This is a genomic window from Acetobacter estunensis, from assembly GCF_011516945.1.
GTDB classification, from domain to species: Bacteria; Pseudomonadota; Alphaproteobacteria; order Acetobacterales; family Acetobacteraceae; genus Acetobacter; species Acetobacter estunensis.
Map to the genome: position 1 here is coordinate 15841 of NZ_WOTH01000004.1, position 13499 is coordinate 29339.

The 13499-nt window shown below is 62.5% G+C and carries 16 protein-coding genes; 15 read left to right on the forward strand and 1 reads right to left on the reverse strand.

The window, feature by feature from the left end:
* Window positions 1-60: 60 nt before the first annotated feature.
* The 12 genes from frr (at window position 61) to gloA (ending at window position 12131) form a co-directional block, all read left to right on the forward strand.
* A complete protein-coding gene (frr, locus tag GOB87_RS03010) occupies window positions 61-582 on the forward strand; it encodes a ribosome recycling factor (protein ID WP_194303189.1) in 522 nt (173 codons plus the stop codon).
* A 97-nt stretch (window positions 583-679) separates the two neighbouring features.
* Complete coding sequence (uppS, locus tag GOB87_RS03015) at window positions 680-1354, forward strand: polyprenyl diphosphate synthase (RefSeq protein WP_242006133.1); 675 nt, start codon at window positions 680-682, stop codon at window positions 1352-1354.
* Entirely contained in the window at window positions 1351-2226 is an 876-nt protein-coding gene (locus tag GOB87_RS03020) for a phosphatidate cytidylyltransferase (protein ID WP_264805615.1), read from the forward strand. The genes uppS and GOB87_RS03020 overlap by 4 nt, the downstream gene beginning before the upstream one ends.
* A 69-nt stretch (window positions 2227-2295) precedes the next feature.
* Window positions 2296-3453 (forward strand): 1-deoxy-D-xylulose-5-phosphate reductoisomerase, encoded by a 1158-nt coding sequence (gene dxr / locus GOB87_RS03025; protein WP_166313079.1) that lies wholly within the window; start codon window positions 2296-2298, stop codon window positions 3451-3453.
* A 58-nt stretch (window positions 3454-3511) separates the two neighbouring features.
* Complete coding sequence (rseP, locus tag GOB87_RS03030; RefSeq protein ID WP_166313080.1) at window positions 3512-4618, forward strand: RIP metalloprotease RseP; 1107 nt, start codon at window positions 3512-3514, stop codon at window positions 4616-4618.
* A 244-nt stretch (window positions 4619-4862) separates the two neighbouring features.
* Window positions 4863-7298 carry an outer membrane protein assembly factor BamA gene (gene bamA, locus GOB87_RS03035; RefSeq protein ID WP_242006135.1) on the forward strand — a complete coding sequence of 812 codons (2436 nt, stop codon included), beginning with the start codon at window positions 4863-4865 and terminating at the stop codon, window positions 7296-7298.
* Window positions 7299-7305: 7 nt separating this feature from the next.
* Window positions 7306-8187, forward strand: a complete 882-nt coding sequence (locus tag GOB87_RS03040; RefSeq protein WP_194303190.1) for an OmpH family outer membrane protein — start codon at window positions 7306-7308, stop codon at window positions 8185-8187.
* Window positions 8188-8204: 17 nt separating this feature from the next.
* Complete coding sequence (lpxD, locus tag GOB87_RS03045; protein WP_166313083.1) at window positions 8205-9314, forward strand: UDP-3-O-(3-hydroxymyristoyl)glucosamine N-acyltransferase; 1110 nt, start codon at window positions 8205-8207, stop codon at window positions 9312-9314.
* A gap of 66 nt (window positions 9315-9380) precedes the next feature.
* On the forward strand, window positions 9381-9848 hold the full coding sequence (fabZ, locus tag GOB87_RS03050) for a 3-hydroxyacyl-ACP dehydratase FabZ (RefSeq protein WP_166313084.1): 468 nt from the start codon (window positions 9381-9383) through the stop codon (window positions 9846-9848).
* A gap of 120 nt (window positions 9849-9968) precedes the next feature.
* On the forward strand, window positions 9969-10817 hold the full coding sequence (lpxA, locus tag GOB87_RS03055; RefSeq protein WP_242006127.1) for an acyl-ACP--UDP-N-acetylglucosamine O-acyltransferase: 849 nt from the start codon (window positions 9969-9971) through the stop codon (window positions 10815-10817).
* Window positions 10818-10830: 13 nt separating this feature from the next.
* Window positions 10831-11673 carry an LpxI family protein gene (locus GOB87_RS03060; protein WP_166313086.1) on the forward strand — a complete coding sequence of 281 codons (843 nt, stop codon included), beginning with the start codon at window positions 10831-10833 and terminating at the stop codon, window positions 11671-11673.
* Between the two features lie 59 nt (window positions 11674-11732).
* Window positions 11733-12131: a lactoylglutathione lyase gene (gene gloA, locus GOB87_RS03065; RefSeq protein ID WP_166313087.1), complete on the forward strand. Its 399-nt coding sequence runs from the start codon at window positions 11733-11735 to the stop codon at window positions 12129-12131.
* Window positions 12132-12134: 3 nt separating this feature from the next.
* Here gloA and GOB87_RS03070 read toward each other — a convergent pair whose 3' ends face one another.
* Window positions 12135-12512: a hypothetical protein gene (locus GOB87_RS03070; protein WP_166313088.1), complete on the reverse strand. Its 378-nt coding sequence runs from the start codon at window positions 12510-12512 to the stop codon at window positions 12135-12137.
* A gap of 148 nt (window positions 12513-12660) precedes the next feature.
* On the opposite strand from GOB87_RS03070, the gene rpmH reads away from it, so the two are divergent.
* The 3 genes from rpmH to yidD are packed head-to-tail and all read left to right on the forward strand — an operon-like array spanning window position 12661 to window position 13451.
* Entirely contained in the window at window positions 12661-12795 is a 135-nt protein-coding gene (gene rpmH, locus GOB87_RS03075) for a 50S ribosomal protein L34 (RefSeq protein WP_166313089.1), read from the forward strand.
* Window positions 12796-12810: 15 nt separating this feature from the next.
* Window positions 12811-13191 carry a ribonuclease P protein component gene (gene rnpA / locus GOB87_RS03080; RefSeq protein WP_166313090.1) on the forward strand — a complete coding sequence of 127 codons (381 nt, stop codon included), beginning with the start codon at window positions 12811-12813 and terminating at the stop codon, window positions 13189-13191.
* Window positions 13188-13451, forward strand: coding sequence for a membrane protein insertion efficiency factor YidD (gene yidD / locus GOB87_RS03085; protein WP_306415893.1), 264 nt, complete (start codon window positions 13188-13190; stop codon window positions 13449-13451). Before rnpA ends, yidD begins: the two co-directional genes overlap by 4 nt.
* The last annotated feature ends 48 nt before the right edge of the window (window positions 13452-13499 follow it).

A 13499-nucleotide genomic window follows, 5' to 3' on the forward strand; every position in this document is an offset into this window, starting at 1 on the left:
CTGTTTGGGAGAACCGTCGTGGCGGAACTGAATACGCTTATCGAGGATCTGACGCGCCGCATGGATGGTGCGCTGGACAGCCTGCGCCGGGATTTCGCCGGACTGCGTTCGGGACGTGCGAATGCCGCCCTTCTGGAGCCTGTGCGGGTCGAGGCCTATGGCGGTGAGGTGCCTCTCTCGCAGGTGGCGACGATCGCCGTGCCCGAAGCCCGTATGCTGAGCGTGCAGGTGTGGGACCGCGCGCTGGCGGCCGCCGTGGAAAAGGCCATTCGGGATTCGGGGCTCGGCCTCAATCCGGCTGGTGAAGGCCAGACGATCCGCGTGCCTATTCCGCAGTTGACCGAAGAGCGGCGCAACGAACTCGCGAAAGCGGCAGCCCGTTATTCCGAAGGCGCGAAAGTGGCGGTGCGCGGCGTGCGGCGCGACGGCATGGACAAGACGAAAAGCTTCGAGAAAAAGGGCGATATCAGCCAGGACGATGTGAAGGTCTGGTCGGACGCCATTCAGAAGTTGACGGACCGCTACGTGAAGAGCATCGACGAAATGCTCGCGGAGAAAGAACGCGAAATCAAGCAGGTCTGATTCCACGATGCCCCTTCCTCTGGGAGCCGTAGCACAGGGTGCGGTCCCGGCCGGAACATCCACGGATGGTTCGGTGCCCCAGCATGTCGCCATCATCATGGACGGAAACGGTCGCTGGGCCGCGTCGCGCGGACTGCCGCGCATCGCGGGGCATCGGGCAGGGGCGGAGGCGGTGACGCGTTGTCTGAGGGCGGCGCGCAGGCAGGGGGTGGAGTATCTGACGCTCTACGCCTTCTCTTCCGAGAACTGGCGACGCGGCCCTGATGAAGTTGCGGATCTCACGGGTCTGCTGCGGTTCTATGTGCGGCACAAGGTGGCGGAACTTCACCGCGAGCAGGTTCGTATCCTGTTTGTGGGAGAGGTGCACCGTTTCGGGTCGGATCTGTGCGATGAATTGGCGCGGGCCGAGCAACTGACGGCTCACAATACGGGCCTCACGCTGCTTCTGGCGCTGTCCTATGGCGGTCGCAACGACATCGTGCAGGCGACGAAAGCCATCGCGCGGGCCGTTCAGCGCGGCGAACTCGATCCCGATACGATCGATGAGAACATGATGTCGCGGCACCTGCTGACGGCAGGTATTCCCGATCCCGATCTGGTGGTGCGCACCAGCGGCGAACACCGCATTTCCAATTTTCTTCTGTGGCAGAGCGCTTACGCGGAGTTCGTGTTTCTCGATTCGCTGTGGCCGGATTTTGATGAGACGACCTTCGCGCAGGTGCTGGAAATCTACGGTCGCCGGGAACGCCGCTTCGGCGCGCGTCCGGCGTGAGTGAAGCGTCCCGCCTGCGTTCTTCTGGATCGAACTGGAAGGATCTGCGCCCCCGGCTGATTTCGGCTGTTGTGCTGATCCTTGTGGCCGGGGGCGCCATCTGGGCCGGTGGTCCGTTTTATGAAGTGCTCATTCTTCTGGCCATGTGTGGCCTCGCTTCCGAAATGGCGGCTCTGTTTGGCCTGTCGGTGCGTTCGTGGCGTGGCGTGCTGTATCTCGGATGGGCTGTCTGTGCGGGGCTAGCCGCCTGTGCTGGACGCTGGAGCGCCATCGCGGCCTTTCCCATGACCGCTTTCCTCTTCGGGACACCGCTTTGGCTCGGTAACGCGGCCATCGTGGCGGCGGGTTCCGCGTTGCTGTGGCTCCGGCTGCACACTCTGCCGGGGGCATGGTCGGTGGTCTTCCCCATCGCTGTGGTGGTGGCCAGCGACAGTTCGGCCTATCTGGTCGGGCGGCTTGTGGGTGGACCGAAGCTGGCGCCGCGCATCTCTCCGGGCAAGACCCGCTCCGGGGCTGTGGGCGGTCTGTGCGGGGCGATTCTGGCGGGGATGCTGGTGGCGTCGCTGGCAGGAGTGGACGGCATGATGGAGCGGACATCCTTGCTTTTGCGAAGCGGTGTCTGGGCAGCCCTGTTGGGTGTGGTGGCGCAGGCAGGCGATCTGGCGGAAAGCGCGGTCAAACGTGCAAGAGGCGTGAAGGATTCCGGCACGCTGCTGCCGGGCCATGGCGGCCTGCTGGACCGCTTCGACGCGATGCTGGCCGTGATGCCGCTTGCGGCTGTGCTGTCACTGGCGGCGCAGCCGGGGTTTGGGTTCTGGACAGTTGGGCTGGCCGATCTTGTGGAAGCGATCAGTCACGTATTCGGACAATGAGAATGGGGGCGCAGGGACGCCTGAGATGAAGGCGTGTGTGCGGATGTTGGCAGTCAGGATGAAACAGGCATGAAGACGGTTACGGTTCTGGGCAGCACGGGCAGCATCGGCTGCTCGACAGTCGATCTTCTGCATCAGGCAGGCGAAGACGTTGCGGTGAAAGTGCTTGTGGGCGGGCGCAACGCGAAGCTGCTGGCCGAACAGGCCCGTGCTCTGCGTGCCGAACAGGCCGTGATTGCCGATGAAAGCCTTGTCGGGGAACTGAAGGCGCTTCTGGCGGACACGGATGTGAAGGTGAGCGGTGGCCGCTCTGCCGTGATCGAAGGGGCGGCTGTGCCGGCGGACTGGACCATGGCCGCCATCACGGGTGCAGCCGGTCTTGAGCCGACGCTTGCGGCCGTGCGCAATGGGGCGACCGTGGCGCTGGCCAACAAGGAAGCGCTGGTCTGTGCAGGTGACGTGATGCTGCGCGCCATCGCGGAGGCGAAGGCGACCCTGCTGCCAGTGGATTCCGAGCACAATGCGGTCTTTCAGGCGATGGCGGATCGTCAGGAAGCACAGGTCGAGAAGATCATCCTTACGGCATCGGGCGGTCCGTTCCGCACCGCTACGCTGGAGGCGATGGAGGCCGCAACGCCTGCGCAGGCGCTCAAGCACCCGACATGGAGCATGGGGGCCAAGATCAGTATCGATTCCGCCTCCATGTTCAACAAGGGGCTGGAGGTGATCGAAGCGGCGCGTATTTTCGATCTGCCTGAGGAGTGCATTGATGTGCTCGTGCATCCGCAATCGGTCGTGCACGGCATGGTGCAATACACCGATGGCAGCCTGATCGCGCAGATGGGTTCGGCGGACATGCGCATTCCCATCGCGCACTGTCTGGCATGGCCCGAGCGGATGCCCACCACGTCGCCGCGTCTGGATCTGGCGCAGTTCGGCACGCTGGTGTTCGAAAAACCCGATCTCGCGCGGTTCCCGGCTCTCCGCCTCGCGCGGCAGGCGCTGCGGGAAGGCGGTGCTGCCTCCACTATTCTCTCGGCGGCCAACGAGATTGCGGTCGAGGCCTTTCTGAACAACCGGATCGGATTTCTGGATATTCCGCGCATCGTCGAGAACGCGATGGACACGCTGGGCGCGCCGGTCATTGAGGATCTGGCCGCCGTGCTGCATTGGGACGCGGAGGCGCGTCGTGTGGCGCGTGAAGGGATTGTCAGGAAGGCGGCCTGACGCCAAAGGCCTGACGTGTCTATATGTAAAGCGGGCGTGAAGTGAGGAGAACCCGGCCATGCATGACCTGATTCGAACGATACTGGCCTTTTGCGTGGTGCTGGGTGTGCTCGTCTTCATCCACGAACTCGGTCATTACCTCGCCGCGCGGTGGCGCGGTGTGAAGGTGGACACGTTCTCCATCGGCTTCGGTCCGCCGCTGTGGCGCTGGACGGACAAGGTGGGGACGGAGTGGCGCATCGGCCCGATTCCTCTGGGCGGTTACGTCAAGCCGCACGGGTTCGAAGGGCCGGAAGACGCCACCGAGGAACAGAAGGCGGCGTGGGAGCCGGGGCGGACGTTCCATGACAAGCCCGTCGGTTCGCGCATGATCGTCATTGCCGCCGGGCCGGTGTTCAATTTCGTGCTCGCTTTCGTGCTGTTTTTCCTCCTTTTTGCCTTCTGCGGTCAGCCAAGTGTGCGCAACACCGTCGCTGCGGTGATGCCCAATGGGGCTGCGGCGACGGCGGGAGTGAAACCCGGCGATACAATTCTTGCTCTGGGGGAGCAGGCCACGCCTGACGCGCAGAGTGTGCAGAAGCTGGTGGCGGGTGAGCCGGGGCAGGCCACGACCCTGCACGTCAAGCGTGACGGCAAGGATGTGACGCTGCCTGTCACGCTCGGACGTATCACGCCATCGGGGAATGCCGCGCCCATCGGGCAACTCGGGATCGAGTTTGCGACACAAGCCGGTAAGCCTCAGCCGCTTCCGCAGGCTGTCGTCAGCGGCGCGAAGGCCACGTGGAACACCATCACGCAGACGCTCGACGGGCTGTGGCAGATGGTGACCGGACGCCATACGCCGCGCGATCTTGGCGGCCCGCTGCGGATTGCCCAGCTTTCCGGGCAGGTGGCGCAGTACGGTGTGGCCAGCATCCTGTCCTTCATGGCTCTTCTGTCGGTCAATCTTGGCCTGATCAACCTGTTCCCTATCCCGATCCTTGATGGCGGACGGCTGGTTTTTTATGTTCTGGAAGCGATTCGCGGACGTCCTGTGCCGAGGAAAATACAGGAGGTGGGTTTTCAGGCCGGATTCGCATTGATTGCGGGGCTTTTCCTGTTTTCCACTTTCAACGATCTTTCCAGCTTCGGCCTGTTTCACTGGATGGCCGCACTCATGGGGTGAGGCGTGGCGTCCCGGTGCCGGTTCTGGCGGCACGATCTGGAGGGAGGCACGAGGAAAACCCATGAGACGACTTGCAGAATGACCGGAAGTTCGGATAGTTCCCCTCTTGAGGCGGAGTGTGTGTCCGGGGTCGTGAACCGTAAATGGAATGTGTTCCGCGTTCTTTCCCGGCGGTGTGTTCTGTCCGCGCCGCGGGGCAGGTCTGGTCGTGCAATATGGTTCCTGGACGGAAAGGGTGCTGGTGTTGAAGAGTAAACGTTCGGCTCTGCTTGCGTCGGTCTTCGTACTGCCGACGCTCGTATCCCATGCAGCCGAAGCCCAGTTCGCTCCCCGTCACCAGACTCCTGTGGCTGCCAGAGCAGCGCTTGCTGGCGAAGGTGTGGTGCGCGGCAGCCGTATCGAGGACATTCAGGTCCACGGCAACGACCGTATCGAAGAAAGCACCATCCAGTCCTACATGGTCTCCCGTGTGGGAGACCCGTTCAGTCAGGACGATCTCGATCGTTCTCTGAAGACGCTCTATGCCACCGGCCTGTTCAAGGACGTGACTATCAAGCGGTCCGGCACCACGCTGATCGTCAACGTGGTGGAGAATCCGGTCGTCAACCGCATCGTGTTCGAAGGTAATCATGCGGCCAAGGATGAAGACCTGAACAAGGTTATTTCCCTGCGACCGCGTGCGGTGTTCTCGACGGACGAGGCATCGGCCGATCGGCAGAAGATTCTTGAGGTTTATGCGCAGAAGGCCCGTTATGGCGCGGATGTGACGCCCGAGATCGTCAAGCTCGCGCATAACCGCGTGGACGTCGTGTTCCGCATTTCCGAAGGGCCGCAGACGCTCGTCAAGCGCATCGCCTTCGTGGGTAACAAGTTCTACAGCGAAGCCCGTCTGGCCAGCGTTGTCTCCTCGAAGGAGACGGCGTGGTATCGCTTTTTCTCCTCGGCCGATCAGTACAATCCCGAGCGCCTGAAATACGATGGCGAACTTCTGCGTCGGTTCTATCTGGCAAACGGTTTTGTCGATTTCCAGATGGTCAACGCCACGGGTGAAATGTCACCGGATCGCAAGTCCTTCTTCGTGACGTTCACGATCAAGGAAGGGCCGCGTTACCGGCTTGGCAAGATCGATATCCGCTCCAGCCTGCGTCATGCGCCAGCCGTGTCGCTGCGTAAGTATATCGAGCTGTTCCCCAATCAGTGGTACGACGGCAACGCGATCCAGCAGAACGCGACCAATATGGAGGAAAGCCTTCAGGCCGACGGCTATCCGTTCGCGGTCGTGCGTCCGTCCATTGCGCGCAATCCCGAGAAGCACATCGTCAACCTGCTCTTCGATGTGAGCGAAGGACCACGCATGTATGTCGAGCGTCTCGACATCAACGGCAACACCGTCACGCGGGACGACGTGATCCGTCGGCAGTTGCCGATGGCCGAGGGCGACCCGTACACGCCGGTTCTGCGTAAATACGCCAAGCAGTCGATGGAAGATCTGGGCTACTTCAAGTCCGTGAACATCTCCCAGTCGCAGGGTTCGGCGCCGGACAAGGTCAATGTGTCCACGGGTGTCGTGGAAAAGCCTACGGGTGAATTCTCGCTCGGTGGCGGTTACTCCACGGACGTTGGCATCATCGGCAATATCGGCCTCAAGCAGCACAACCTGCTGGGGACGGGTGTCGATGCCGGTATCTCGGGCACGATGGCCTATTATGAGCGTCAGGCCGATATCTCGTTCACTGATCCGTACTTCCTGAACCGCAATCTCGTGGTTGGCGCGGATATTTTCTACATCAATAACCGTTACCAGACGTATCAGAACTATTCGGAAGGCCGGTACGGCATCACACTCCGTATGGGCTATTCCTATACGAACCATCTGTCGCAGTCCTTCAACTACTCCCTGATGGAACGTCACGTTGGCGGTGTGTGGGATCACTCGTCCCAGTACGTGTTGGACAATCAGGGACATTCGCTGCTGTCGCAGCTCGGCACCACGATTCAGTATGACACGCGTGACCGTCGCATCATGCCGCACAAGGGATTCATCCTGCGATTGGGTGGCGATTTCGCGGGTATCGGCGGTGACGCCAAATATGTCCGTGGCAAGTTCGATGCGGCCTATTATCTCCCCCTCGATGACCTGATGGGCAATCATGACTGGACCGTCGAGTTCAAGGCCGGCACCGGCTACATGACCGACTGGGGCGGTGGCAAGCAGTGGATCATCGATAACTTCTATCTCGGTGGTAACAACCTGCGCGGCTTCCTCGACGGTGGCGCCGGTCCGCGTGCGATTGGTCAGACATGGCCGGAACTCGGGCCGAACGGGAAGGTCCGTGGCGGTGAAGATCTGCTTGGTGGCCGCTTTATTTATACAGGATCGGCCACGGTTCACTTTCCCATCCCCTATGCATCTTCCATGGGTCTGCGGGGGCGTGCATTTGTCGATACGGGTAGTCTTGCCGGATTGCGTGTGGCGCATCGTTGGACCAATAAAGCCAAGGACGGCGATTACTATCAGGGCGTGAGTGGTAACACGCTGACGCCGCGTGTGAGTGCCGGTGCCGGTATCTCATGGCAGAGTCCGTTCGGCCTTCTCAATATCGACGCAGGCTTCCCGATCATGCGCAGTCGCAATGACCGCACGCAGGTTCTGCGCTTCGGCTTCGGCCAGCAATTCTGAGGTGACCATGTTTCGTTTCTCCCGGGCCACACTGCTGGCCTCCTCTCTGCTTCTCGCGGGCAGTTCACTGATATCCGGAGAGGCCTTCGCGCAGGCGGCGGGTGGTGGCAGCGGGTGGTTCGTGCCCAAGACGGCGCATCAGGTGCCGCCGCCGGTTCATGGGCCGTCCCATGCGACACGTCCCGCGCCTGCGCCGCAGCCTGATGCGGACGAGGGTGGCGATGAGGGTGGTGGTGATGAAGGTAACGGGCGTCCGCCTCCGGTCCTTCCGCAGCCGGCCATTCCGCCCGCTGCCGATGTGGCGAAAGAAGCGGCTCCTCCGACAGCCGTCATCGGCCTGATCAGCGTGGGTGACGTGATGCGTCAGTCCCTTGCGGGCCAGCAGGTCGAGCGCGAACTGGGTGGCCGCCGTGACGAACTGGCGCGTGATGCGCAGCACGCGCAGGCGGGTTGGCGTGAGGAGCAGCAGAAGCTGCAGGCCAATGCCAAGAGCATGACCGCCGATCAGATCCAGACGCAGGAGCGCAATCTCCAGTCCAAGGTAATGCACGCGCAGCGGCAGTTCCGTGATCGCAACCGCATCATTCAGGAAGCGGCTCAGGTTGCGCTGGGGCAGATCGAGCGTGAACTGGTGCAGGTCATCCAGAAGGTGGCCGGCGCCCACGGCATGAATCTCGTGCTGCACAGCGAGCAGGTCGCTCTGCATGTGGATGGGCAGGACATCACCAACGAGGTGGCGTCGCAGCTCAACGCCGTGTTGCCGAAGGTCTATATCCCGGCGGCTGGCGAGGATCCTGAGGTTCTGGCGAAATCGGGAAAAATGCCCACCACGGCTTCCCCGCCGCCGGGCCCGCAGGCGACGACCAGCCAGGCCGCGCCGCAGAAATGACGGGCGAGACGCGCTGAATGGCCCGTCGTCGCGAAACTCCGGGTGAGCGCTCTGCGTCGGGCAAGGTCGCGGATGCGCGTTTCTTCGGTCGTAGCGGGCCGTTCACGGGCGAGGCGTTGGCCGACGTCGCGGGCGGGGAGTATCTTCCGCCGCGTGACGGCGGGGATGTGAACCGCTTGTATGGCGGGATCGGTCCGCTTCAGGCCGCGCAGGCCGATGAGGTCAGTTTCCTCGACAACCGGCGCTATGCGGCGCTTCTGGATGGAACACAGGCCGGACTCATCATTGTGGGACCGGCTTTTGCCAAGCGTGTGCCCGCTGGCAGTGCGGCCATTGTCTCTTCAACGCCCTATCTGGCGTGGTCGCGCGTGGCCCGGATGTTCCACCCGGCTCCTTCCGCGCGTCCGGGCATCCATCCTTCTGCCGTGATCGGGGATGGGGCGGTTATCGATCCGTCCTGCGAGATCGGTCCCTTCGCCGTGATTGGCGAGAGCGCTGAAATCGGCGCAGGCACGATCATTGGCCCTCATGCGGTCATCGGGGATGGCGTGGTGGTTGGCAGCCACTGCCGGTTGGGGGCGCATGTGAGCGTTTCCCACGCAACACTGGGCGACAGGGTGACGCTGTTTCCCGGAGCGCGGATCGGTCAGGACGGTTTCGGCTTCGCGGTCGGGCCTGAAGGTTTCGAGACGGTGCCGCAGCTTGGGCGTGTGGTGCTGGAACACGATGTCGAGGTGGGCGCCAATTCCACCATTGACCGTGGCTCGGTGCAGGATACGGTCATCGGCGCAGGGTCGCGGCTCGACAATCTGGTTCAGATTGGCCACAACACCCGGCTCGGTCGGTGCTGCATCGTGGTGTCGCAGGCAGGAATCTCCGGTTCGACGGAACTGGGGGATTTTGTGACGGTCGCGGCGCAGGCAGGTCTGATCGGGCATATCCGCATCGGCTCCAAGGCGCGTATTGGCGCGCAATGCGGCGTGATGTCGGATGTGGAGGCTGGGGCGGATGTGATCGGCAGTCCGGCCATGCCGTTTCGGGAGTTCTTCCGTAACGTGGCGACATTGCGCAAGCTGTCGAAGCGTCCGGGGAAGGATGACGAGACGTCCGGCTCGGGCGGAGAGTAGAGTTGAAGCAGCGCCGTCCGGGCGCGTGGCAAGGGTGGTTTCAGGAACGTGGATCAGAAACACGACATGCAGGAGCGCACGAGCGAAGCGACGCACATTGACGCCGTGGATATCATGCGCATCATGGAAGCGATTCCGCATCGCTACCCATTTCTGCTTATTGACCGGATGGTTGACGTCGAACTTGGTGAGTCGGCTGTCGGTGTGAAGAATGTCTCGGTCAATGAGCCGTTCTTTCAGGGACATTTTCCCGCACGCCCCGTCATGCCGGGTGTGCTGATTGTGGAGGCAATGGCCCAGACGGCGGCAACGCTCGTCGTTCTGACCCTTGGTAAGGCCTTCGAAGGCAAGCTCGTCTATTTCATGACGATCGAGAACGCCAAGTTCCGCCGGCCTGTCGGGCCGGGCGATCAGCTCCGTATTCATGTGGAGAAAGAGCGCCAGCGTGGGAATGTCTGGAAGTTCAAGGGTATGGCACATGTGGATGGGGTCTCGGTCGCGGAAGCGACTTTCGGCGCCATGATCATGGACTGAGGCGGCGCATCTGGATTTTGCGCAACCAGAAGATGCCGCAGGGAGCAGCAAAAATGCCTACAGGCGGCAATGGGGGCAGTTCTGGCTGAAGCGACGAAAGCAGGGGCATCGGCTCTTTCCATGAAAGATCAGGATGTCCCGACGGTGATCCATCCGACAGCCATCGTGGCGTCCGGCGCAAAGCTGGGTGCAGGCGTGAAGATCGGGCCATGGTGCATGATCGGTCCTCATGTCGAGGTGGGTGACGGCGTCGAGATGATCGCCAATGTCATCGTCGATGGTCGTACGCGACTCGGTGCGGGTTCGCGGTATTTTCCTTTCACGACGATCGGGCTTGCGCCGCAGGATCTCAAATACGGCGGAGAACCGACGCGCTGTGAAATCGGAGCGCGGACGGTCGTGCGCGAGCATGTGACCATCCATCGTGGCACCGCCACGGGGACCGGGCTGACGCATGTGGGTGCGGACTGCCTCATTATGGCCAATGCCCATGTGGCTCATGACTGCACGTTGGGCGATCGCGTGATCATCGTGAACAACGTGGTCATGGGCGGTCATGTTTCTATCGATGACGATGCGCGGGTGATGGGAGCTGCGGCCATCCATCAGTTCGTGCGCATTGGGCGTGCGGCGCTTGTCGGGGGCGTGGCCGGTGTGGAAGCGGACGTCATTCCCTATGGCAGCGTGCTGGGCAATCGGGCGCGGCTTGTCGGGCTGCACTGGATCTGGCTGCGTCGCCACGGAGTGAAACTGGAAGAACGTCACCGGATGCGGCAGGCCTTCCGTCTGCTTTATCCGCGCGATGGAGAAGGCGGCGTCTTCACGCAGAGGCTGGGACTCGTGCGCGAACAATTCGGAGACGATCCGCGCGTGGCCGAAATCCTCGCCTTCATTGAAGGGGAAAGTCGCCGCGGGCTTGTGCGGATCGCGCAGGCGGGCTTCACCACGAGCGAGACCGAAGCGGGCTAGGGATCGCGGGATCATGACGCCCCGTGTGGAGCACGCCTCCGGGTGTGTCGGTATTCTCGCTGGAGGCGGCCCACTGCCGGGGCAGGTGGCGGCGGCCGTTGCTGCACAGGGGCGACCTGTGTTCATGATTGCCTTTCAGGATTTTGCTGAGCCTTCCGTTGTCGCGCCGTGGCCGCATGCCTGGGTGCGGTTGGCGGCGGCCGGTCAGATACTCTCCGAGCTGCGTGCGCACCGATGTGGAGACATCGTTCTCATTGGCCCGGTGCGGCGGCCGTCTTTTCGCGATTTGAGACCCGATGCGGAAGGTGCGCGAATCCTCGCGCGACTCGGTCGCGCGCTTTTCGCGGGAGATGATGGGCTGCTCGGGGCGCTTGTGCGTGTGCTGGGTGAGGAAGGCTTCACCGTGCGGGGCGCGCATGAGTTTCTTTCCCGGTCTCTGGGAAAAGTCGGCGCGCTTGGACGTTACACACCCGATGAGGGAGCGCAGAGCGATATTGCGCGGGGTCTTGAGGTGGTGCGGGCGCTGGGGCGGCTGGACATCGGGCAGGGCTGCGTCGTGCAGAACGGCGTGGTGCTGGCGGTCGAGGCCATGGAGGGCACAGATGCGATGCTGGAGCGGGCGGCTGGCTGTCGTCAGCCCGGTACTGGTGGCGTACTGGTCAAGCTGTGCAAGCCGGAACAGGAACGGCGAGCGGACATGCCCACGATCGGGCCAAAAACCATCGAGGGAGCCGCAAGAGCGAAACTGTCCGGCATCGCTTTCGAGGCGGGTGGCACGTTGTTGATCGACCCACAGGCGTGCGTCGCAGCAGCGGATGCGGCAGGACTGTTTCTGTGGGGACTCGCGGAAAGCTGAGTTCAAAGATGTTGAAGGATCGTCGGGTAGGTGACGGTCTCACTGAATCGGAGAGAAAAATGGGCACGTTCCTGCACACGATGCTGCGCACGAAGAATCTCGACGCCAGCCTTGCGTTCTACAAGCTGCTCGGCATGCACGAACTTCGTCGTCGCGAGGTGCCGGATGGACGTTATACGTTGGTGTTCATCGGGTACGCCGACAATGCGCATGGGCAGGCGGAAGTCGAACTGACGTATAATTGGGGTGAAGACGACGGTTATGACGTTGGCACCGGATTCGGTCATCTTGCCGTAGGTGTGCCGGATGTGAAGGCCGCTGTAGAAAAGGTTCGCGCGGGGGGCGGTAAGGTCACACGCGAGGCGGGACCGGTGAAGTTCGGCACGACCGTGATCGCCTTCGTGGAAGATCCCGATGGTTACAAGATCGAGTTGATCGAGCGTCCTGAAGCGGCCTGAGACTCAGCTTTTTGAGGATTTGAGGCGTTCTGTCATCCGGTCGAGAGCGGCGAGAATCTGCTCGGCACGGGCGCGTGTGGTCTCATCCGGGCTGAGCGCGAGTTGATCGGCGGTCAGCATGGCCGGAGCGATGAGACCACGCAGATCGTGGCGCAGGCGCGGGGAAATCTCGGGGGCGACGGCGGAGGCGGGCGCGACCGTGCCGTGCGGGTCTGGCAGGGCTGGCGGCTGGGTCAGGCACATCAGCGCGCCCGTCGCAACGAAAGCTGACGCCGCGATGAGCAGCACGCGGCCGAAAAGCGGAAGTGGCACGAACAGCGCGACAAGCCCGCAACCGAGCACGAGGGTGAAGACCGTAAGGGCGGGCAGGACACGGGGCACATCGGTCTCCTCGGAGCGCGGGCATGTCCCGCAGACGTTGACGCAACAGGGCCACATGACTATAAGCCCGCGATCCAGGCAAGGTCGGGAACGAATCCGGATAGCCTGCTTTCGTAATTGATTTGAGAATCATCCGAGGAGTGTCGCCGTGAAGCGCACGTATCAACCGTCCAAGCTGGTCCGTAAGCGTCGCCACGGCTTCCGCACCCGTTCCGCCACCGTTGGTGGCCGCCGCGTTCTCGCGAACCGCCGCACGAAGGGCCGCAAGCGCCTTTCTGCCTGAGCCGCGGGCTTAGACATGACAGGACGGGTCGAAACGGATGTCAGCGACTCCGGGCACCAACGCTCGACCCGCCTGAAAAAACGCAGCCAGTTCCTTGCCCTTGCGTCCAAAGGGCGCAAGGCGCCTATGCCGGGGCTGGTTTTGCAGGCGCTCCGTCGCGATGACGATGGAGTGGCCCGCGTTGGTTTCACCGTGACAAAAAAAGTCGGCAACTCCGTGGTGCGCAACCGCACGCGCCGTCGTCTGCGTGAGGCGATGCGGATGGTGGAGCGCGAAACCTCGTTGCAAGGCGTGGATCTTGTGCTGATCGGTCGTGACGGCACGCGGCGTCGTGTGTTCACCGATCTGGTGGACGATCTTCGTCGCGCCCTGCGCAAGACGGATGTGATTGCGTGAGCGGTTCGCTGTCGCGGCTGGTGTCCGGCGGTCTCGTTGGTTTTATGAAGATCTGGCAGGTGGTCTTCCGGCCAGTGGTCGGTCCGAACTGCCGTTATCACCCTTCTTGCAGTTGCTACGGCATCGAGGCTGTGCAGCGTCATGGTCCCTGGCGTGGTGGCTGGCTGACGTTTCGCCGCATCCTGCGCTGCAATCCATGGGTAAAAGGCGGTTACGATCCGGTGCCGCCCGTTCGTGAGAAAGATCCCACACGCACATAGTTTGCCCCGGCATCTGGCAATCGTGCGCAATTGAGGTATGAGAGAGCG